Raw genomic sequence first — 20,013 nt, forward strand, 5'->3', positions numbered from 1 at the left:
GTCACCAACTTTGCGGCCATATATCGGCGTAAGACGGGCGAAGAGGGGTAGCCGACCGGGGCGCCGGGACTGGACGCCTCGCCGGACGGCGCTAGTCTCGGTCGGGTGGAGATCGACGTCGAGCACGGCGGCCAGGGCGTCGTCGCGCCCGGCATCGACCCGCGTGATCTCGACCCGGTGTCCGAGCCGCCGCTGGAGGATCTGACCGACGCGTTCGTGGCGAACGCGGACTGGGCCGGGCTGGAACTGGCCGGCATCCGGCTCACCCGCTGCTATCTCACCGACGTCGAGCTGCTCGAGGCGGACTGGCGCAACGTGCGCCTCTCCCAGTGCGTGCTCGACCGGGTGGACCTCTCCAGTGCGTACCTGCGCGGCCTGACGATTGACCGCTGCGAGCTGATCGGCTGCCGGCTCACCGGCGCGCAGCTGTTCGACGCCACGCTGCGCGACGTGACGTTCGAGGACTGCCGGCTGGACTTCGCTGTCTGGGAGGCGGTCACCGCGAACGGGCCGGTCGCCTGGGTCGGGTCCAACCTGAGCAAGGCGTCGCTGACCCGCTGCCGGCTGACCACCGCCACGTTCACCGACTGCCGGCTGACCGACCTCGAGCTGGCCGACTGTGACCTGGAGGGCGCGGACCTGCGCGGCAACGACCTCTCCCGGATCAACGGCGTGCCCAGCCTGTACGGCGCGCGGATCGCCGGCGCGCAACTGGCCGACATCGCGCAACTCGCGGTACGGGACCTGAACCTCCAGGTCGGCGACGACGACCTCAGCTACCGCGCGGCGCAGTGAAGCTGGGCGTGACGGCCGCTTCCGGCCGGTGGAAGTCGAAGACCGGGTGCCGGGCGTAGTCCACCGCGCGGTCGATGCAGTCGGTCAGATCGTCGATCTCCACGAACCACGGCGCCTGCACCGTGTGCACCTCCCACGGCGTGCCCTGCACCGCGCAGAGCAGCATCCAGCCGGGCGGGCGCAGGCAGTGGCCGACCGAGTGCTCGTAGTGCACCTCGGTCAGGTGCCGGTCCAGCTCCGCGTGGTGCTCCGGCCAGAACGAGGTCGCGAAGACCGCACCCCAGTCACTGCCGGTGTACGCGGACGCGCCCTCCCGTCCGAAGATCCGGATACCGTGCTCGCCCGCGCCGGCGATCGTCCGGATCGCCTCGGCCGAGAAGTAGACGTCGCCGAGCAGCAGCACCGTGCGGTCGTCGGTGGCCCACAGGTCACGGGTGGACGCGTACTCGCTCGGGTAGTCGCCGGCGCGCACGTGCCGGGTGATGCCGGGCAGCGCCGAGAGCACGTCGTAGCGCGGGTCGTCAGGCAGCGTGACGTGCACGTCGTCGCTGATCGAGCGCGCCTGGCCGATGGTGTGGGCGAGCAACGGCGCACCGTCCAGCGGCGCGAGCTGCTTGGGCACACCGAGATGGTTCGCCCACTTCGGGTCGTCCCCGTCGGACGCCGCGATGATCACCCGCACCGCACACCCCCAGTCTCATCACGAACACGCAGACCGGGGGTACGGTCAGATTATCCCTAAAAGGGCAAAGCCGTTCGCGGTACCGGAAGAAGACCCGTGCGATCAGCTGCGGCACGCCGTCGCCGGCCGGCGCGCATCCCTCGACGTCAGCCCTGGACGCGGGCGTCCTGCACGGCGGCGGACACGGAGATGATGCCGTACCCGGCCGTGTTGCCCGGACCGCACAGCGCGGTGCGCTGATCCGGCTGGCGCGTGTGCTCGGTGACCAGCGCCCTGGTCAGCGGCAGGTCGCCGATCAGCGCCGGGTTCGCCGACCAGATCAGCGCGACCTCGCCGGCCACGTGCGGCGTCGCCATCGAGGTGCCGCTGTTGCGGGCGTAGGTGCCGCCCGGCATCGCGGAGAGCACGTTGTCGCCGGGCGCCATCACGTCCGGCTTGGCCGCGCCGCCCTCGGCCGGCCCCCGGCTGGAGAAGCTGGTCACCTCGCCCTGGTCGTCGACCGCGCCCACGGTCAGCACGTCCGGGTAGAGCGCCGGCGGGTCGTCGACCGAGTCGCAGGACGGCCCGGTGTTGCCGGCCGCGGCCACGAACATGATGCCGGCCGCGGCGAACGCGGCCGTCGCCCCGGCCAGCGTGCCGCTGGTGCAGCCCTCGATGTCCGGGCAGCCCCACGAGTTCGTCAGCACATGCGGCGCGCGCTGCGGCCGCCCGTCCGCGAACGGGTCGCCGCCGGCCGGGAACGGCGCCAGCATGAACTGCAAACAGTCCAGGTAGCGGGCCGGGCTGCCGAGGTTGCGGTCCAGGTTGACGCAGCCGACCCACTGCGCGTCCGGTGCCACGCCGATGCCGTTCGCGCCGACCGCGGAGCCGATCGTGTGCGTGCCGTGCCCGCCGTGGTCCTGCGGCGTGGTCGAGTGGTTCCACGGGTCGAACCAGGAGTCGTCGCCGCCCCGGAACTGCGCGCGCAGCGCCGGGTGCGCACCGTCCACGCCGGAGTCGGACGTGCCGACCACGATCCCGGCGCCCCGTGCTCCGCTCTGCCAGGCCTCCGGTGCGCCGATCATCTCGATCGCCGGCGTCGGCCCGGTCGGAGCCGGGACCGAACCGGTGCTGGTCTCGACCGGCGCGGGCAGCGGCCGCAACAGCGGGCTGGGCCGTACCTCGGCCACGTCGTCGCGCGACTCCAGCCAGGCGCGGATCCCCGAGCCGGCGTCCACCTCGATCGCGTTGACCAGGTAGTACGGCGTGTAGTCCAGGCTCAGCCGGTCCAGCGCCGCGCGCAGCTCGCGCTGGCTGTCCTCCGCGTGCGCGACCAGCGTGCGGTAGACGTCGGCGGCGCGCGCGTCGCGGCCGGCCTGCCCGGTGCGCGTACGGTCGATGCCGGAGAGGTCCGGCTGGTCCGCCAGCACCACGAAGAGCCGGTCGCCGTACAGCCCGGGCGTGCCCGGGACCGCGTAGACCACACCGGCCGCGGCCAGCAGCAGCACCGCGACCACGGCCGCGGCCGGGGTACCCGCCCGGCGTACGCCACCGCCCAGGATCAGGCCGTACGCGAGGCCGGCGACCAGCGCGACCAGCCACATGCAGAGCGCGGCCACGCCGGTCCAGTACGGAACGTCCCGGCCGGTGAGCAGCAGCGTGATCTCTTCCGGGTCGACGAACGCCAGCGGGCCGAACGACACCGGCGCGACCAGCAGCAGCACCGGGCCGCTGATTCGGCGCCGCCGGCCGGGGCGGGCCGGGCGCAGCGTGCGCGCGTGCGGCTGGAGCGCCGCGGCCGCGAACGCCACGATCGGGATCATCAGCATCGCCAGGTCGGTGCCGGCCTGTCCGGCGCCGCCCGCGATGGCGGCCAGTGCCACGCCCGCCACCAGGCCGCCGACCAGCACCATCCGGGGGCCGCCGTGCCCGCCGTACGCACGCCAGAACGGCTCGTCCAGCACGGCCGCGGCGAACCAGCCGATCGCGATCGCGGCGGCCGCGGCCAGCAGCGTCTCGGTCAGGCCGCCGAGCGCACCGGCCCAGAGCCACGGCGCCAGGATCGCCAGCCCGGCGCCGAGCGCCAGCAGCCGGGCCGGCCATCGGCTGTCCATAGTCGCTTCATCTGCTGAAGACGACTCTTCGGAAATTTCGGTCTTGTTGCGTCCGGCCAGCGTGAGTGCGAGCACGCCGAGCGCGGCCACCGCGGCCAGCGCCAGCAGATAGATCTCGTGCTCCAGCGTCGGCACCAGCCGCAGCAGGCTGAACACGCCGAGCGCACCCGCGCCCAGCAGCCACGCGCGCCCGGCCGCCCGCACACCGGCCGACCGCGGCAGCACCGCCAGCAGCACGCTCGGGATCGCGGCCAGCACGGCCGCCACCACGCCGCAGATCGCGGCCACGCCACCCGGCGCGTCCCCGGTCGTGGCCAGCCCGAGCTGCTCGACGAACCAGCCGATCCACTGTGCGGCCACGGTGACCACGGCAATCCAGACGCCGGCGAACGCGGCGCCCACCACCGGCCACGGGTTGCCGCGCGGCGCACCCGGATCCCACGGCGGGACCGGAGGATAGGGCCCCGGCGGACCCGGGTACGGCAGCGGCTGTCCTGAGGGCGGGGGCGGGCCAGGCACAGTCATGATCCGCACAGTACGGCTACAGCGTCACGAGAGGGGAGTTACGGTGGGACACGTGCGTGACCCAGCCGTGTCTCGATACACCGCCGGCCAGCTCTCCCCGCTGCGCCGCGCCGCCGACCTCCGCCGCCTGCGCAGCGAGCGCTTCGACGTGCTCGTGATCGGCGGCGGCGTCACCGGCGCCGGCGCCGCGCTGGACGCCGCCTCCCGAGGCCTCAAGGTGGCCCTGGTCGAGGCGCGTGACCTGGCCGCCGGCACGTCCAGCCGCTCCTCCAAGCTGATCCACGGTGGCCTGCGCTACCTGGAGCAGCTGGAACTGCATCTGGTGCACGAGGCGCTGACCGAGCGCGGCCTGCTCGCCACCCGGATCGCACCGCACCTGGTGCGCCCGGTGCCGATCCTGGTGCCGCTGGAGGGCCGCGAGGGTCCGCGCGAGTGGCCGGTGCGCGCGTTCCGCCGGGCCTACTACGGAGCCGGCGTCGCGGCGTACGACGTGTTCGCCGGCCTGTTCGGCGGCGGCCGCGGCATGCCGCTGCACCGGCACCTCACCCGCACCGGCGCGCGGGAGATCTTCCCCAGCCTCCGGCCCGACGTGCTGACCGGCGCGATCCGCTACTACGACGGCCAGGTCGACGACGCGCGCCTGGTGGTCAACACCGCCCGTACCGCGGCCAGCCTCGGCGCGGCCGTGGTCACCAGCGCCCGGGTCACCGGCCTGCTCCGCCAGGCCCGCGAGGTCACCGGCGTGCGCATCCGCGACATGGAGGCGCCGGCCGGCTCGCCGGACGCGGAGTTCGAGGTCAAGGCGCGCACGGTGATCGCGGCCACCGGCGTGTGGAGCGACGACATCACGCGAATGCTGCGTGAGGTCGGCGTCCGGCCGGGGCTGCGGGTGCGCGCGTCCAAGGGCGTGCACCTGGTGGTGCCGCGCTCCGCGATCACCGGCGAGGCCGGGCTCATCCTGCGTACCGCGAAGTCGGTGTTGTTCGTCATCCCGTGGGGCGGTCACTGGATCATCGGGACCACGGACACGGACTGGCAGCTCGACCGGTCCCACCCGGCCGCGTCCGCGAGCGACATCCAATACCTGCTCGACCAGGTCAACAAGGTGCTCGACCGGCCGCTGAGCACGGACGACATCCAGGGCGTCTACGCCGGTCTGCGCCCGCTGCTGGCCGGCGAGGCCGACTCGACGTCCCGGCTGTCCCGCGAGCACGCGGTCGTCGAGCCGATGCTCGGGCTGCTGCTGGTCGCCGGCGGTAAGTACACGACATACCGGGTGATGGCCGCGGACGTGGTCGACAGGGCCGCGCGCCGGCTCGGCCCCTCGGTGCGGCGCTCCCGCACCGACCAGCTGCCGCTGCTCGGCGCGGACGGCTACGCGGCGGCCTGGCGCGACCGGGCCGACCTGGCCCGCCGCCACGCGATGCCGGTCGGCGTGGTCGAACACCTGCTGGAGCGTTACGGCACGCTCGCCATGCACCTGATCGCCATGATCGACGCCGACCCGCTGCTGGCCACGCCGCTGGCCGGCGCACCGGAATACCTGGCGGTCGAGGTCGCCTACGCCGCACACGCCGAGGGCGCGCTGCACCTCGACGACGTGCTCACCCGCCGCACCCGCATCTCGTTCGAGACGCCGGACCGCGGCACCGAGAGCGCCGAACAGGCCGCCGAGATCATGGGCTCCGTACTCGGCTGGGACGACGCCGTCCGCGCCCGCGAGGTCGAGCACTACCTGGCCCGCGTCGCCGCCGAACGCCAGTCCCAGCTGATGCCCGACGACCTCACCGCCGACGCCGCCCGCCTCGGCGCCGCCGACGTCCGCGGTTTCGCCGCCGACCGCAACGAGGCCGACCTCCCGCAGCTCTAGGATCACGCAGGCCGCTTCCCGACCCACCACTTCCGGCGCGGCCCGGCCCCGGCATGCTCCCGCGGGCGCCGGGCTTCCACGAATCCCACATCCCGGCCGGCTGCGGGTCGCTTGCTTCCTTCTCCGCTTCCGGCGTGGCCCGGTCCGTATGCTTCCGCGGGCCGAACTCGCCGTCCGGCACCGCGACGGCATCGGAGAGAACCGCAGCACCTTCGCCGTATCGCAATATTCGCGGCGCGGCGCGAAGGTGTCTCCTACGACGGTGCCGAGAGGACCGCAGCAGCTTTGCCCTATCGCGGTGGCCTCTGGAGGTCCGCTTGGCCCAGGCCGCCCGGCGGCCCCCGAGGGCTTTGTGGCGCTGGCGGCGCGGCAGCCCTTGTGGCGCTGGCGGTCCGGCGGCCCGGGAAGCGGGAGAATCCGTTTTACAGGATTTTTCCGGGATTCAGCAGGCCGGCCGGGTCGAGGGCGTCCTTGATCGCGCGTTGGACGCGCATGCCGACCGGCCCGGCCTCGCGGGCCAGCCACTCGCGTTTGAGGAGGCCGACGCCGTGTTCGCCGGTGCAGGTGCCGCCGAGGGCGAGGCCGAGTTCCATGATCTCGTTGAAGACCGCGCGGCCGCGGGTGAGGACGGCCGGGTCGGTGCGGTCGACCACGATGTTCGGATGCATGTTGCCGTCACCGGCGTGGCCCACCGTGCCGACCGGGATGCCGTGCCGCTCCGCGATCTGCTCGACGCCGTCCAGCAGTTCGGCCAGCCGGGCGCGGGGCACCGCCACGTCGTCGATGATCAGGGCGCCGATGCCCTGCGGGTAGGTCTCGGCGGCCAGCCGTTCCATCGCGGCGTGGGCGAGGCGGCGGGCCTCCAGGAGTGCGGCGGCCTCGGTCGCGTCGGTGGCCGCGAAGACCTCCTCGGCACCGGCGGCGAGGCAGGCCTCCGCGATCAGCTCCAGGTCGGCGGGGGCCCGGGGGCCGGTGTCCGCGGCGGCCAGCAGCAGCGCGCGGGCGTCGGTGCGCAGACCCATCGGACGGTACGCCTCGATCGCGCGCAGATGGGTGCGGTCGAGCAGTTCGAGCAGGCTGGGGGAGAGGCCCCGGGCGGCGATCGCGGCCACGGCCCGCCCGGCGGCTGCGGTCGAGCCGAACACCGCGACCAGCGTCAACGCGTCCTCGGCGGGTGGGCGCAGCGCGAGCGTCACCTCGGTGATCACGCCGAGCGTGCCCTCCGAGCCGGTGAACAGGCGGGTCAGGTCGTACCCGGCGACGCCCTTCGCGGTGCGGCGGCCGGTGCGCAGCACCTCGCCGGTGGCGAGCACCACTTCGAGGCCGAGCACGTACTCCGCGGTCACGCCGTACTTCACGCAGCACATGCCGCCCGCGTTGGTGGCCACGTTGCCGCCGATCGTGCTGGTCTGCCACGAGCCCGGGTCCGGCGGGTAGCGCAGCCCGGCCCGCGCCACCTCGGCGGCCAGCACGGCGTTGACCACGCCGGGCTGCACCACAGCGGTCCGGTTGACCGGGTCGATCTCCCGGATCGCGGTCATCGCGGTCGTGGACAGCACGATCGCGCCGTCCACCGCGTTCGCCGCGCCGGCCAGCCCGGTCCGCGCGCCCTGCGGCACCACCGGCACGTGCAGCTCGGCGGCGATCCGCAGCACGTCGGCGACCTGGCCGGTGGTGCGCGGCCGGACCACCACGGCGGGCGTGCCGGAGTCGCACAGGTCGGCCTCGTCGTGCCGGTGCGATGCGAGCAGGTCGTGGTCGGTCAGCACCGCCTCGGCGGGCAGCACCTCCGCCAATCGCGCGATCAGGTCCGCCATCCTTCGACGGTACGGTTAGCGAGTGATCTTCGTCGACCCGCCCGCGTGGCCCGCCCACGGCCGGCTGTGGGCACACATGGTCAGTGACCTGTCCCTGGACGAGCTGCACGCGTTCGCGGCGCGGATCGGCGCGCCGCGCCGGGCGTTCGACCGCGATCACTACGACGTGCCGGCCGAGCGCCTGGAGACCGCGGTCCGGCTCGGCGCGCGCCTGGTCTCCAGCCGGGAGATCGTGGCGGTGCTGCGCGCCTCCGGTCTGCGGAAGCCGAAGCACACGGTCAGGCGGTCAGCTCCGCCAGTTCCCGATTGAGGTTGGCGCGAGCCGGTGCCTCCCAGCGCGCGGCCAGCTCCGGGTCGCGGAACAGCGCGGGCAGATCGAGCAGACCGCGCAGCACGGCCGCGCGCCCCAGGCGGAACAGCTCGTCCGGCACGTGCGCGTACTCACGGCGTACCCCCTGGGTGTATTGCCGGTATTCGGCCGCAGGCCGGGCCAGCACCGCCAGGTCGGCGTCGCAGAGCAGCGCGCCGTCGGTGTCGCCGTCGTCCACCGCGTGCCCGGCCGTGAGCAGCACCAGTCGTGCCACCTCGGCGGCCCCGTCGTGCGGGACACCCAGACGTGTCAGGTCCGACGACGCCAGGTGTGCGCTGGCCTCCTCGTTGCCGGTGGCGGCCGGGTCGTAGATCGCGTCGTGGTACCAGACCGCGAGCCGGACCAGGTGCGGGGCGCGGGCCTTCGCGGCGTAGCGGTCCACGGTGGACAGCATCGAGGTCAGGTGCGCCTCGTCGTGGTATGCCCGGTGCGGCTCGCGCCAGCGGGCCAGCAGTGCCGCGCCCGCGCGGTCGCCCGGGTCCGTGCCGCCCGCGCCGGCCAGCGCGTCGCGCCAGCCCGCCAGGAGATGCTCGTCGCTCACCCGGTCATCCTGGCAGGGGAACGACCATGATCGGCGGTAGGGTCGGCGTCATGGGCAGCGCGCCGTTCGGTCAGCGGGTGGCCGACCTGGGCCGCCGGTCCGGCGGCACGTTCCGCGAGCGGCTGAGCCGGGTGCGTGGCAACGCGGCCCTCGCGCTGCAGACCGGTGTGGCGGCCGGCATCGCCTGGCTGATCGCGAACGACCTGTTGCACCACCAGACGCCGTTCTTCGCGCCGATCGCCGCCGTGATCACGCTCGCGGTCTCCGTGGGTCAACGGCTGCGCCGCGCGTTCGAGCTGGTGATAGGCGTGGCGCTGGGCATCGCGGTCGGCGACGCGCTGATCCTGCTGATCGGCACCGGACCGTGGCAGATCGGCCTGTCCGTGGGCCTGGCCGTGGCCGCCGCGATCTTCCTCGGCGGCGGCTCGTCGCTGGTCGTGCAGGCCAGCTCGTCCGCGGTGCTGGTCGCCACACTGACGCCGCCGACCGAGGGCATCTACCTGGGCAGGTTCTGGGACGCGCTGATCGGCGGCGCGGTCGGCCTGGCCGTGATGGCGCTGCTGCTGCCGATCAACCCGCTCACCGTGGTCACCCGCGCGGCCGGCCCGGCGCTGGACGTGCTCGCGTACGGCCTGCGGGACGCGGCCGCGGCGCTGTCCGCCGGTGAGCCGGACCGTGCGGCCGAGGTGCTGGACCGGCTGCGCGCGGCCGAGACCGACCTGAGCACGATGGACGAGGCGATCAAGGCGGGCCGGGAGAACGCCACGCTGGCCCCGGTGCGCTGGCGGGCGCGTGCGCCGCTCGCCCAGTACCTGGACAGCGCGCAGTACGTGGCGCACGCGCTGCGCAACAGCCGCGTGCTGGTCCGCCGGATCATCACGATGCTGAACGACGGCGAGCCGGTGCCGAACACGCTGGTGGCCGGGGTGACCGCGCTCGGTGAGGCGGTCGAGTTGCTCCGCACCGAACTGGAACTCGGCGTGGAGCCGGAGGCCGCCCGCGGCCGCGCGCTGAGTGCCGCGTCCGCGGCCGGGCTGGCCTACGCGGAAGGCGTCGGCTTCTCCGGCTCGGTGGTGGTGGCGCAGCTGCGGTCCACCGCGACGGACCTGGTCCGGGCCTCGGGCGTGGCGCACGAGGAGTCGATCCGGCAGGTCCGCCGCGCGTTCGGCCGGCACGCACCCGACCTCTGAGATCGTTACCGCAGCGCGTCGATCAGCGCGTCCACGTCCGCCTCGGTGCTGCCCAGGCCGACGCTGACCCGCAGCGCGGTCGGCGGCAGCGTGAGCCCGGACCGCGCGGACGCCTCCGAGAGCAGGCGCTTGGCCAGCGGGTGCGCGCAGAACAGCCCGTCCCGTACGCCGATGTTGTGCTCCCGGCCCAGCTCCGCCGCGACGTCGGAGGAGTCCCGGCCGGCCACCGCGAACGACACGATCCCGACCCGCTCCGCGTCCGCACCGAACGTGCGCAGCTCGACCACGCCGGGGATCGACGCCAGGCCCGCGCGCAGCCGTGCCACCAGCCGCTCCTCGTCCCGGCGTAGCGCGTCCCGGTCCGCGACCTGCAGCGCGGCGCAGACCGCGGCCAGCGCCACCGCGCCCAGCAGGTTCGGCGTGCCGGCCTCGTGCCGGGCCGGTCCGGTGTTCCAGACCACGTCGTGCGTGCCGGTGCCGACCCGGGCGGTGGCGCCGCCGCCGCGCAGGTACGGGCCGGCCGCGTCCAGCCAGTCGCCGCGCCCGGCCAGCACACCGGCGCCGAACGGCGCGTAGAGCTTGTGGCCGGAGATCGCCACGTAGTCCACGTCCAGCTCGGTGATGTCCACCGGCAGGTGCGGGGCCAGCTGCGCCGCGTCCAGCGCGATCCGGGCGCCGTGCCGGTGCGCGATCCGGGCCAGCTCCGCGACCGGCCAGACCTCGCCGGTGACGTTGCTGGCGCCGGTCACCGCGACCAGGATGTGCGCCGGTGCGTCCGCGCCCCGGCGCAGCTCGGCCAGCGCGGCGCTGAGCGTGCGGACCGCCTCGGCCGGGGAGGCCGGCACCGGCAGCCGCAGCGGGTGGCCGGGCCAGGGCAGCAGGTTCGCGTGGTGCTCGCCGCCGAACGTGACCACGGTGGTGCCCTCCGGCAGCGCCGAGGCCAGCAGGTTCAGCGCGTCCGTGGTGTTCCGCGTGAAGATCACGTGGTCCTCGGCGCGGGCGCCCAGGAAGTCCGCGACGGTCTGCCGGGCCCGCTCGTAGGCGAGCGTGCAGCGCTGGGAGAGCGCACCGGCGCCCCGGTGGACGCTGGCGTACCAGGGCAGGATCGCGTTCACGGCCTCGGCGGCCGCGGTGGCACAGGGCGCGGTGGCCGCGTAGTCGAGGTTGATCTGGCCGGGCACGCCGAGCACGGTCGGCACGTGCGGCGCGGCGGCGTCGGTGGTGGTGACGGGCAGCGTGATCGTGGACATGCGACGACCTCCGGGGTCTCGAGGGACCCCGAGCACACCGTCGGGAACGGGGTCCGCGCTTGCCCGTGCGGACAGCCGCACAGGCCTGGTCATCACCCGGGGCACCCCACCGCGAACTGACGAGGGTTGCCGGCCAGCAAGCCGGGGCTTATCTGCTGGCGCTCGTGACCTGACGGCAATGATAGCCATGAACGAGGTGATCGTGGCAAGCCCTCCGGCGGATACGCTGAACCCCATGTCGGAGATGTCACCGCAGCCGCAGCCCGCGCCGTCCGAGCCGGCGGGCACGACACCACCGGCCTTCCCACCAGCCGGGATGCCGACGGGGATGCCGACGGGGATGCCGGCCGCGCCACCGCCCGACCCGGCCCGGCGGAAGCGGCTCTGGCGGCTCGCCGGGCTCACCGCGATGATCGTGTTCATCGCCGGCTGTGCGATCGCGCTGACCGTCTTCCTCGGCTTCAACATCGGCGTCACCGGGCTGCTGCTCGGCACGGTCGCGGCGCTGCTGCCCGTACCGGTGCTGATCGGCTGTTTCATGTGGCTCGACCGCTACGAGCCGGAACCGGTCGGCTATCTCGCGTTCTGCTTCGCCTGGGGCGCGTTCGTGGCGACCGGCACCGCGCTGCTGGTGAACAGCTGGTCGGCGTACCTCTTCGAGGGCTGGGGCCTGTCCGAGTCGCTGGTGGCGGTACTGGTGGCGCCGTTCATCGAGGAGACGATGAAGACGCTCGGCCCGGTGCTGCTGCTCTGGCGGCGGCGGCGCGAGTGGTCCGGCATCACCGACGGCATCGTCTACTGCGGACTGTCCGCGATCGGCTTCGCGATGGTGGAGAACATCCTCTACCTCGGCGGTCACGGCTACGCTGCCAGCAACGAGCAGTACGGCCCGGCCAGCGGCGCGCAGCAGCTGCTGCTGATCTTCATCGTGCGCATCCTGTTCACCGGCTTCGCGCACCCGCTCTTCACCGCGATGGCCGGCATCGGGCTCGGCATCGCCGCCCGTACCGCCGCGCGCCCGGTCCGTTTCCTCGCGCCGATCGCCGGCCTGCTGGTCGCCATGATGATCCACGGCACCTGGAACCTGCTGCCGTCGCTGGTGGCCGCGACCGGCGAGACGGTCGTGCTGCTCTACGGCTATCTCGGCCTGATGATCCCGGCGTTCTTCGGCACGGTCGGCTTCGCGATCTGGCTGCGCGGCTACGAGGGGCGGCTCACCGAGCGCGCGCTCCCGGCGTACGTCCGGGCCGGCTGGCTCTCCCCGCCCGAGGTCGCGACGCTGAGCAGCCTCGGTCGCCGGCACGCGGCCCGGCGCTGGGCGAAGCGGGTGGCCGGCGACGCCGGACTGCGCGCGATGCGCAACTTCCAGTTCGCCGCCACGAAGTTGGCACTGCTCCGCGACGGCATGGACCGCGGGCTGTTCAAGCACGTGACCGTGGCCGAGACCGAGGAGCGGGCACTGCTCGACCAGATCACGGCGGACCGGGCGGTCTTCGTCGGCCGGGACCCACAGACGCCGCCGGCCCGCTGGGACGGTGAGCGATACCACATCACGTTCCCGGACGGGGTGAGCCGGCCGATCGACGCGCCCGCCTCGCCGGTGGTACCGATCCCGATCACCGCCTACTACAGGTAGAGGCCGGTCCCGTCCGACTCGACGCGCTCCGCCGCGACCGCGTGCACGTCCCGCTCGCGGAGCAGCACGTACTCCCGGCCGTGCAGCTCGACCTCGGACCGGTCGTCCGGGTCGAACAGCACCCGGTCACCGGCCGCGACGGACCGCACGTTCGGCCCCACACCGACCGCGGTGGCCCAGGACAACCGCCGGCCCATCGACGCGGTGGCCGGGATCACGATCCCGGCGGAGGAACGGCGCTCGCCCTCGGCACCGTCGAGGCGGACCAGGACGCGGTCGTGCAGCAGCCGAATCGGCAGCTTGGCGTCGTCGTTCACGACAGTTGACGCTACCCGTACCCGGCCGGGCCTGGCGCGCGGGTGCGAGAGTGATCAAGGGTTAACGTCGGGAGGTGCGTGTGGGACGACTGAGCAAGCTCCGGCGTAACCTCCGCCGGGCGTACGAGGCGCGTTCGCCTTCGCCGGCACCGCCGCCCGCGATGATCGAGGTGCCGCCGTCCGAGGACCCACCCGAGATCACCCACACGTCGACGATAAGCCGCGACGACGCCGAGGTCCCGCACGCGCTGCGCCTGGCCGCGGCCTGGTCATGGCGGCTGATCGTGGTCGGCGTGATCGGCTACGTGCTGCTCCGCTTCCTCGCCACGATCCGCATCGTGGTGATCCCGCTGTCCGTGGCGCTGTTGCTCTCCGCACTGCTCACGCCCGCGGTCGGCTGGCTGCTCCGGCTGCGCTTCCCACGCTCGCTGGCGACCGCGCTGGTGCTGGTCGCCGGCCTCGGCGCGGTCGCGGGCACGCTCACCATGGTGGTCACCCAGTTCGTCGACGGCCTGCCCCAGCTCAGCCAGAACGCCACGGTCGGCATCCGGCAGATCCAGGACTGGCTGCGCGAAGGCCCGCTGCGCCTGGACGACGAACAGTTCAACACCGCGCTCAACACCGGCCAGCAGTGGCTCGACCAGAACACCCAGGCGCTCACCACCGGCGCGGTCTCCACCGCGGCCACCGTGTTCGAGCTCTTCACCGGCGCGCTGCTGGTGCTGTTCTCGACGTTCTTCTTCCTCCGCGACGGCCGCCGGATCTGGCGGTTCACGGTCCGCCTGTTCCCGGTCAACGCCCGCTGGCGGATGGCCGACGCCGGCGAGGCCGCCTGGCGCACCCTCGTTTCCTACGTGCGTGCCACGGTCCTGGTCGCGTTCATCGACGCGGTCGGCATCGGCTTCTTCCTCTTCGTCTTCGACGTGCCGTTCCCGTTCCCGCTGGCCGCCCTGGTCTTCCTCGGCGCGTTCGTCCCGATCGTCGGGGCCACCGTCTCCGGCGCGGTCGCGATCCTGGTCGCACTGGTCGACAGCGGCTGGGTCACCGCCCTGATCATCCTGGGCGTGGTGATCGCCGTCCAGCAGGTCGAGGGCCACATCCTCCAGCCCCTCATCATGGGCCGCGCGGTCGCCATCCACCCCCTGGCCGTCATCGTCGGCATCGCCGCCGGCGTCGTCCTGGCCGGCATCACCGGCGCGCTTGTAGCGGTCCCGCTGATCGCGGTCCTCAACACCGCGGTCCGCCGCCTCACCTCCGACACGCGCCCCGAGGTCCCACCGGACGCGATCGTCGTCAACCCGAAAACCGTATAAGGACGGATTTTCCCGCTTCCGGCGTGGCTGCTTTCCGCATGCTCCCGCGGGCAAACCGCGCGGCGGCCTCCGACTCCGCTAGCGCTCCGCTCCGGCCACCGCGCCGGAGCCAGTCCCGCCGCCGCCCCCAAAACTCCTCACACCTTTCCCGTCGACCGGAACGCCCCAGCCAACTCGACCAATCTCGCTTGTCCGTTTCCCGTTGCGGTCCGTGGTGGGTTCCGGTCCGTGGTGCGTTCCGGTCCGCGGTGCGGCTCGGCATGCGGTGTTCAGGTCCGAGATGCGGCTCGGCCTGCGAATTAATCCTGCTCAGCGGGGTGGCTCGGCCCGTGGTTAGGTTCGGCCGACAGCGAGACCCGGTCCACGGCGCCGGTCGGCCTGCGGTCCGCGTGATCGTGATTTTCGGGCACTTCGTGCCCGAAATTTCGACATAAAGCAGTTCCGCACTCTACCCAGCATTACTGGGGCGATCGCAACGCATTCTGGCCCGCAGCCTAAGTGATCAATCAGTGGAGCGAAAAGGAGATCAAAAATCGAAGTTGATATCTTTTTCGCTCCACTGATTGATCACTTAGTGCGGATGGTGCCGCTTCGCGAAGGCGATCGAGAACACCGCGACTTTATATGGCGATATTTCCGGCGCGAAGCGCCTGTTGGCTGCGCCTGTTGGCTGCGCCTGTTGGCTGCGCCTGTTGGCTGCGCCTGTTGGCTGCGCCTGTTGGCTGCGCCTGTTGGCTGCGCCCGGCCGCGCGGAGCGCGCACGCGGGCCGGGTGCAGCAGGTGGGCGCCCGCGGGGCGGTCGGGGCGGCGGAGCGGGTGTGAGGGTGGGTTGGGGTCAGGACTTGGCGAGGCGCTGGAGGGCGCCGAGGGCGACGTCGGGGCGGGTGGTGTACCAGAGTGGGGGCAGTGTCTTGCGGAGGAACGGGCCGTAGCCGCGGGCGTTCTCCAGGCGGGAGTCGAGGACCGCGACCATGCCCTTGTCGCCGGCGGCGCGGATCAGGCGGCCGGCGCCCTGGGCGAGGCGGACCGCGGCGATCGGGACGCTGACCGACGAGAATCCGGTGCCGGACCCGGTAGCGGCGTCGACGGCGGCGGAGCGGGCGGCGGCCAGTGGCTCGTCCGGCCGGGGGAACGGGAGCCGGTCGATGATGACCAGCTGGCACGCGTCGCCGGGCACGTCCACACCCTGCCACAGTGACATCACGCCGAACAGGCAGGTGTCGCGTTCCGCACGGAAGCGGCGGACCAGGACCGGCAGTGCGTCCTCGCCCTGGAGCAGCACCGGGATCGTGGTGCGTGCGCGAACCAGTTCCGCCGCCTGCTGCGCGGCCTTGCGGGAGGAGAAGAGCCCGAGCGTACGCCCGCCGAGCGCGGTGATCAGCTTGAGCAGTTCCTCGCCGGTCGCCTCCGGCAGGCCGGACGCGGTGGGGCGGGGCAGGTGCGCGGCCACGTACAGAATGCCCTGTTTGGGGTAGTCGAACGGGGAGCCGACGTCGAGCGAGCGCCAGCCGGGGCCCGCGGTGGGCGGCGGCGGCTTGGTGGCGGCGTTGGCGGGGCGGGCGGCCTCCGCGGCGGCGGCCGCGATCGGCGTCGGCTTGACCGGGCCGAGTGGCAGGCCGAGCGAGCGGGCGACCAGGTCGAACCGGCCGCCGAGCGCGAGCGTGGCGCTGGTGGCGACCACGGTGCGCTCCTCGTAGAGCGTCTCGGAGAGCAGGCCGGCCACCGACAGCGGCGCCACGACCAGCGCGCGCCGGGTGCCGGTGTCGTGCTTCTCCACCCAGGCGACGTCGTGGTCGCTGCCCTCCAGCAGGCGCTGCGCGGTATTGCCGATCTCGTCGAGCACGGCCTTGGCCTGTTGCTTGCGGACCGGGTCGGGGTCGTCGGACTTGACGTCGCCGATCGACTCGAGCGCGCGCCGGGTGGCCGCGTCGATCAGTGTGCACGCCTCGGCCAGCGCCTGCGGCAGCTTGCCGGTGATCAGGCCGTTGGGCGCCTCGGCGAGGCCGACCGTGAGCGCGTCGCCGGCCTCGACCAGCGAGGTGAGCACGTCGACCGGGACGACCGGGCGGGCGCGCCGGGCCGCAGCCGTGATTGACTCGGGCGTCAGCTCGGCCTGGGACGCGGACGACACGCGGTCGGCCAGCTCGTGCGCCTCGTCGATGACCAGCAGCTTGTGCGGTGGCACGATGTGCCGGCCGGCGAGCATGTCGACCGCGAGCAGGCTGTGGTTGGTGACCACCACGTCCGCCTCGCGGGCCCGGGCGCGGGAGGCCTCGGCGAAGCACTCCTCCCCGTACGGACAGCGGGCCGCGCCGACGCACTCGCGTGCGGGCATCGACACCTGCCGCCAGACCCGGTCGTCGACGCCGGGGTCGAGCTCGTCGCGGTCGCCGGTCTCGGTCTCCATCGCCCAGTCGTGCACCCGCTCGACCTGCTTGCCGAGCTTGCCGGACTCGCCGAGCCAGCCACCGCCGGCCGCGGCCGCCGGCCGGGAGTGGGCGTCGACCTCGAAGAGGCCCTCGTCCTCCGGCTCGTCCTCCTGCGAGTTCTCCAGCTTGGCCAGGCAGAGGTAGTGGTGACGGCCCTTGAGCACGGCGAACGTGGGCTCCCGCCCGAGCACCGGCTTGACGGCCTTGGCCAGCCGGGGCAGGTCGTGGTCGACCAGCTGGGACTGCAGCGCGAGCGTGGCGGTGGAGACGACGACCGGGCCCTCGACCATCAGCGCGGGCGTGAGGTAGCCCAGCGACTTGCCGGTGCCGGTGCCGGCCTGGACCAGCAGGTGCTCCTTGTCGGCGATCGCGTCCGCGATCGCCTCGACCATCTGCACCTGGCCCTGGCGGGAGGAGCCGCCGGGGACCGCGCCGACGGCGGCGGCCAGCAGCTCACCGGCACGCTCGCGGCTCTTGCGCCGGCGTGGCGACGGCGGCGGGGTCGGCGTCGGGGTGGTCTCGTCAGTCACCCGGGGAAAGATACCGGGACCCACCGACGTTTCCGGCCGCCCGGTGCCCGCGAAACGCGCCACGGCTACGACTTGCCGTCAATTAGCGCAACTTTCTGCAACGCCCTGCGAGGACCGGTCATGATCGCGCAGCCGGGTCGATCGAATCGGTTAAGGTTCGCTCATGTCAGACGTGGTCCGGGTGGTCTACCAGAAGTACGACGGCACCGCACACCGGGACTACCCCGCGCGCCGCCTGGCCGAGGACGACCTCGGTGTCTGGCTGGGTGTGACGGCGGGCACGCCGAGCGTCTATCACGGTCGGGCCTCTGTGGAGCGCATCCCGTTCATCCTGCTGGTGCCGCACAGCGCGCACTGGACCGGCATGTTCAACCCGCCGCCGCGTACCAGTGAGGTCTACTGCGACATCACCACCCGGGCGCGGTGGGAGGGCGACACCGTACACCTCATAGATCTTGATCTGGATGTGGTGCGGCGGCGCGCGACCGGCCTGGTGGAGCTGCGCGACGAGGACGAGTTCGCGGAGCACCGGGAGCGCTTCGGGTATCCGGAGGAGCTGGTCCGGGAGGCGCATCTGGCCGCGGACTGGCTGCTCGGCGCGCTGGGCGACGGGACGGAGCCGTTCGCCTCCGCCTACCGCAAGTGGCTCGCGCTGGTCACCTGATCTTGGACGGCTGGCCGTGGTCGTGGACACTGAGCGCGTGACGACGACGGCGGGGGATCAGACGTGGCGGCGGCCGGGACCGACCGCCGACCAGCGGCGCAACGACATGCTCATCGGCATCGCCGCGATGGTGGGCAGCACGTTCAACCTGGTGCTCTCCACGAGCGCCGGGTTCCTGCTGTTCGACGACCCGCCGTCCCGGCCCGAGCAGGCGGCCTGGGCGATCGCGTCCACGCTGCCGCTGATCTGGCGCCGCCGTTTCCCGGAACCGGTGATGCTGATCATCGCGGTCGCGTTCATCGGCAGCCAGATCCGGCACGCGCAGGAGGCGCAGGTGTCGCAGATCGTGCTGTTCACCGCGATCTACACGGCCGGTGCCTGGAGCCGGAACCGGCGCTGGTCGGTGATCTCGCGCGTGATCGTCATCGTCGGCATGTTCGGCTGGCTGTTCACCTCGATGGCGATCTCCGCCTCGGACATGCCGCCGGACGCGTTCTCCACCGCTGCCGGGCCGCTGCCGCCGCTGATCGCCGCGATCATGGTGCAGATCCTGGTCAACGCGCTCTACTTCGGATTCGCCTACTACTTCGGTGAGGAGGGCTGGACCGCCGCGCACGACCGCCACCTGCTGGTCGAGCGCGCTGAGGAGCTGCGCCGCTCGCAGGAGAAGGAGTCCGAGCGCGCGGTGCTCGGCGAGCGGGTCCGGATCGCCCGCGAGCTGCACGACGTGGTCGCGCACCACGTGGCCGTGATGGGCGTGCAGGCCGCCGCGGCCCGCCGGGTGCTGGAGAAGGACGCGGGCAAGGCACGCACCGCGCTGGCCGCGGTCGAGCAGGAGGCCCGGACCGCGGTCGACGAGCTGCGCCGCATGCTGGGCGTGCTGCGCGCGACGGACGGGGACGCGACGCTGCCGCCGGTGCAGAGCATCGACGACCTGCCGGAGCTGCTGGAGAGTTCGCGCCAGGCCGGGCTGCGGATCGAGCACGGCGTCTACGGCGAACCGGCCGTGGAGGTGCCGGAGTCGGTGTCGGTCGCGGCGTACCGGATCGTCCAGGAGGCGCTGACCAACACGCTGAAGCACGCCGGGCCGGTCGACGTGGACGTACGGATCCGCTATCTGAGCCGCGAGCTGGAGATCGACGTGGCGGACTCCGGTCGGGTGATCGGCACGCCGAACACGCGCGGCATGGGCCTGATCGGCATGCGCGAGCGGGTGGCCGCGCACGAGGGTGTGCTGGAGACCGGGCCGCGCGAGGGCGGCGGCTTCCGGGTGCGCGCCCGTTTCCCCCTGACGAAGAAGGAGGTCGCGGCGTGATCCGCGTTCTGCTGGCCGACGATCAGCACCTGGTGCGCAGCGGCTTCCGGGTCATCCTCGAGACGGAGGACGACATCGAGGTGGTCGGCGAGGCGTCGGACGGCCTGGCCGCGGTCGACCGGGCCGCGGAGCTGCGCCCGGACGTGATCCTGATGGACGTGGAGATGCCCGGTGTGGACGGTCTGGAGGCCACCCGGCGGATCACCGCGAGCACCGGCGGGGACGGCCCGGCCGTGCTGATCCTGACCACGTTCGACCGGGACGACTACCTGTTCGCGGCGTTGCGCGCGGGTGCCAGCGGGTTCCTGCTGAAGACCGGTACGCCGGAGGCGCTGATCGACGCCGTGCGCATTTTGTCCCGCGGCGAGGCGCTGCTGGATCCGCAGCTCACCCGCCGGGTGATCGCCACCTTCGCGCGACCGGGCGAGGTCACGCCGCAGAAGAAGGCCGATCTGGGCGAGCTGACCCCGCGGGAGAACGAGGTGCTGGTGCTGCTGGCCGGCGGCTGCACCAACGCGGAGATAGCGGAGCAGCTGTTCCTCGGCGAGGCGACCGTGAAGACGCACGTCAGCCGGGTGCTGACCAAGCTCGGCCTGCGTGACCGGGTGCAGGCCGTGGTCTTCGCGTACGAGAACGGCGTGGTGGGTCCCTCCCGAGGCTGACCCGCACGATCCGT

General features: G+C 73.0%; 16 protein-coding genes and 1 riboswitch. Of the genes, 9 read left to right on the forward strand and 7 right to left on the reverse strand.

Translation table 11 applies throughout. The annotated features are described in order from the left end of the window. The first annotated feature begins 105 nt into the window (after nt 1-105). Complete coding sequence (locus tag J2S42_RS24025; RefSeq protein ID WP_307242600.1) at nt 106-795, forward strand: pentapeptide repeat-containing protein; 690 nt, start codon at nt 106-108, stop codon at nt 793-795. Here the strand turns inward: J2S42_RS24025 and J2S42_RS24030 are convergent. Further along, nucleotides 773-1,477, reverse strand: coding sequence for an NTP transferase domain-containing protein (locus tag J2S42_RS24030; RefSeq protein ID WP_307242601.1), 705 nt, complete (start codon nt 1,475-1,477; stop codon nt 773-775). The genes J2S42_RS24025 and J2S42_RS24030 overlap by 23 nt on opposite strands. A 146-nt stretch (nt 1,478-1,623) precedes the next feature. Next, complete coding sequence (locus tag J2S42_RS24035; RefSeq protein ID WP_307242602.1) at nt 1,624-4,095, reverse strand: S8 family serine peptidase; 2,472 nt, start codon at nt 4,093-4,095, stop codon at nt 1,624-1,626. A gap of 67 nt (nt 4,096-4,162) precedes the next feature. Here J2S42_RS24035 and J2S42_RS24040 point away from each other — a divergent pair, with 67 nt between their 5' ends. Then, the gene (locus tag J2S42_RS24040; RefSeq protein WP_307248983.1) at nt 4,163-5,965 is read left to right on the forward strand and encodes a glycerol-3-phosphate dehydrogenase/oxidase; all 1,803 of its coding nucleotides are present in this window, start codon (nt 4,163-4,165) and stop codon (nt 5,963-5,965) included. Between the two features lie 422 nt (nt 5,966-6,387). Here J2S42_RS24040 and J2S42_RS24045 read toward each other — a convergent pair whose 3' ends face one another. Further along, nucleotides 6,388-7,782 carry an FAD-binding oxidoreductase gene (locus J2S42_RS24045; RefSeq protein ID WP_307242603.1) on the reverse strand — a complete coding sequence of 465 codons (1,395 nt, stop codon included), beginning with the start codon at nt 7,780-7,782 and terminating at the stop codon, nt 6,388-6,390. Nucleotides 7,783-7,804: 22 nt separating this feature from the next. On the opposite strand from J2S42_RS24045, the gene J2S42_RS24050 reads away from it, so the two are divergent. Next, nucleotides 7,805-8,092, forward strand: coding sequence for a DUF4031 domain-containing protein (locus J2S42_RS24050; protein ID WP_307242604.1), 288 nt, complete (start codon nt 7,805-7,807; stop codon nt 8,090-8,092). Here the strand turns inward: J2S42_RS24050 and J2S42_RS24055 are convergent. Further along, entirely contained in the window at nt 8,061-8,693 is a 633-nt protein-coding gene (locus tag J2S42_RS24055; protein ID WP_307242605.1) for an HD domain-containing protein, read from the reverse strand. The genes J2S42_RS24050 and J2S42_RS24055 overlap by 32 nt on opposite strands. Before the next feature lie 26 nt (nt 8,694-8,719). Between J2S42_RS24055 and J2S42_RS24060 the strand changes: the two genes are divergently transcribed. Then, a complete protein-coding gene (locus J2S42_RS24060) occupies nt 8,720-9,883 on the forward strand; it encodes an FUSC family protein (RefSeq protein ID WP_307242606.1) in 1,164 nt (387 codons plus the stop codon). A gap of 5 nt (nt 9,884-9,888) precedes the next feature. On the opposite strand, the gene J2S42_RS24065 is transcribed toward J2S42_RS24060, so the two are convergent. Further along, nucleotides 9,889-11,133, reverse strand: a complete 1,245-nt coding sequence (locus tag J2S42_RS24065; protein WP_307242607.1) for an aminotransferase class V-fold PLP-dependent enzyme — start codon at nt 11,131-11,133, stop codon at nt 9,889-9,891. Nucleotides 11,134-11,183: 50 nt separating this feature from the next. After that, a riboswitch (SAM riboswitch) is annotated at nt 11,184-11,303 on the reverse strand. 158 nt (nt 11,304-11,461) lie between these two features. Here J2S42_RS24065 and J2S42_RS24070 point away from each other — a divergent pair. Continuing rightward, nucleotides 11,462-12,769 (forward strand): PrsW family intramembrane metalloprotease, encoded by a 1,308-nt coding sequence (locus J2S42_RS24070; RefSeq protein ID WP_307242608.1) that lies wholly within the window; start codon nt 11,462-11,464, stop codon nt 12,767-12,769. Here J2S42_RS24070 and J2S42_RS24075 read toward each other — a convergent pair. After that, nucleotides 12,760-13,086, reverse strand: a complete 327-nt coding sequence (locus tag J2S42_RS24075; protein ID WP_307242609.1) for a GroES family chaperonin — start codon at nt 13,084-13,086, stop codon at nt 12,760-12,762. The two genes, J2S42_RS24070 and J2S42_RS24075, sit on opposite strands and share 10 nt — an antisense overlap. A 74-nt stretch (nt 13,087-13,160) precedes the next feature. Between J2S42_RS24075 and J2S42_RS24080 the strand changes: the two genes are divergently transcribed. After that, entirely contained in the window at nt 13,161-14,399 is a 1,239-nt protein-coding gene (locus tag J2S42_RS24080; RefSeq protein WP_307242610.1) for an AI-2E family transporter, read from the forward strand. A gap of 835 nt (nt 14,400-15,234) precedes the next feature. Here J2S42_RS24080 and J2S42_RS24085 read toward each other — a convergent pair. Then, a complete protein-coding gene (locus J2S42_RS24085; protein ID WP_370879234.1) occupies nt 15,235-17,358 on the reverse strand; it encodes an ATP-dependent DNA helicase in 2,124 nt (707 codons plus the stop codon). 163 nt (nt 17,359-17,521) lie between these two features. Between J2S42_RS24085 and J2S42_RS24090 the strand changes: the two genes are divergently transcribed. Genes J2S42_RS24090 through J2S42_RS24100 form a run of 3 tightly spaced genes read left to right on the forward strand, consistent with a single transcriptional unit; the run spans nt 17,522 to nt 19,999 of the window. Beyond that, nucleotides 17,522-18,022 (forward strand): DUF402 domain-containing protein, encoded by a 501-nt coding sequence (locus J2S42_RS24090; protein WP_307242611.1) that lies wholly within the window; start codon nt 17,522-17,524, stop codon nt 18,020-18,022. Between the two features lie 37 nt (nt 18,023-18,059). Further along, on the forward strand, nt 18,060-19,337 hold the full coding sequence (locus J2S42_RS24095; RefSeq protein WP_307242612.1) for a sensor histidine kinase: 1,278 nt from the start codon (nt 18,060-18,062) through the stop codon (nt 19,335-19,337). Continuing rightward, on the forward strand, nt 19,334-19,999 hold the full coding sequence (locus J2S42_RS24100) for a response regulator (protein ID WP_307242613.1): 666 nt from the start codon (nt 19,334-19,336) through the stop codon (nt 19,997-19,999). The genes J2S42_RS24095 and J2S42_RS24100 overlap by 4 nt, the downstream gene beginning before the upstream one ends. Nucleotides 20,000-20,013: the final 14 nt, after the last annotated feature.

The organism is Catenuloplanes indicus (assembly GCF_030813715.1).
Taxonomy (GTDB): Bacteria; Actinomycetota; Actinomycetes; order Mycobacteriales; family Micromonosporaceae; genus Catenuloplanes; species Catenuloplanes indicus.

Coding starts and splice junctions, on each gene's coding strand:
- J2S42_RS24035 (WP_307242602.1), bottom strand. CDS start 4,095: ATGACTGTGCCTGGCCCGCCCCCGCCCTCAGGACAGCCGCTGCCGTAC.
- J2S42_RS24045 (WP_307242603.1), bottom strand. CDS start 7,782: ATGGCGGACCTGATCGCGCGATTGGCGGAGGTGCTGCCCGCCGAGGCG.
- J2S42_RS24060 (WP_307242606.1), top strand. CDS start 8,720: ATGATCGGCGGTAGGGTCGGCGTCATGGGCAGCGCGCCGTTCGGTCAG.
- J2S42_RS24065 (WP_307242607.1), bottom strand. CDS start 11,133: ATGTCCACGATCACGCTGCCCGTCACCACCACCGACGCCGCCGCGCCG.
- J2S42_RS24070 (WP_307242608.1), top strand. CDS start 11,462: ATGCCGACGGGGATGCCGGCCGCGCCACCGCCCGACCCGGCCCGGCGG.
- J2S42_RS24090 (WP_307242611.1), top strand. CDS start 17,522: ATGTCAGACGTGGTCCGGGTGGTCTACCAGAAGTACGACGGCACCGCA.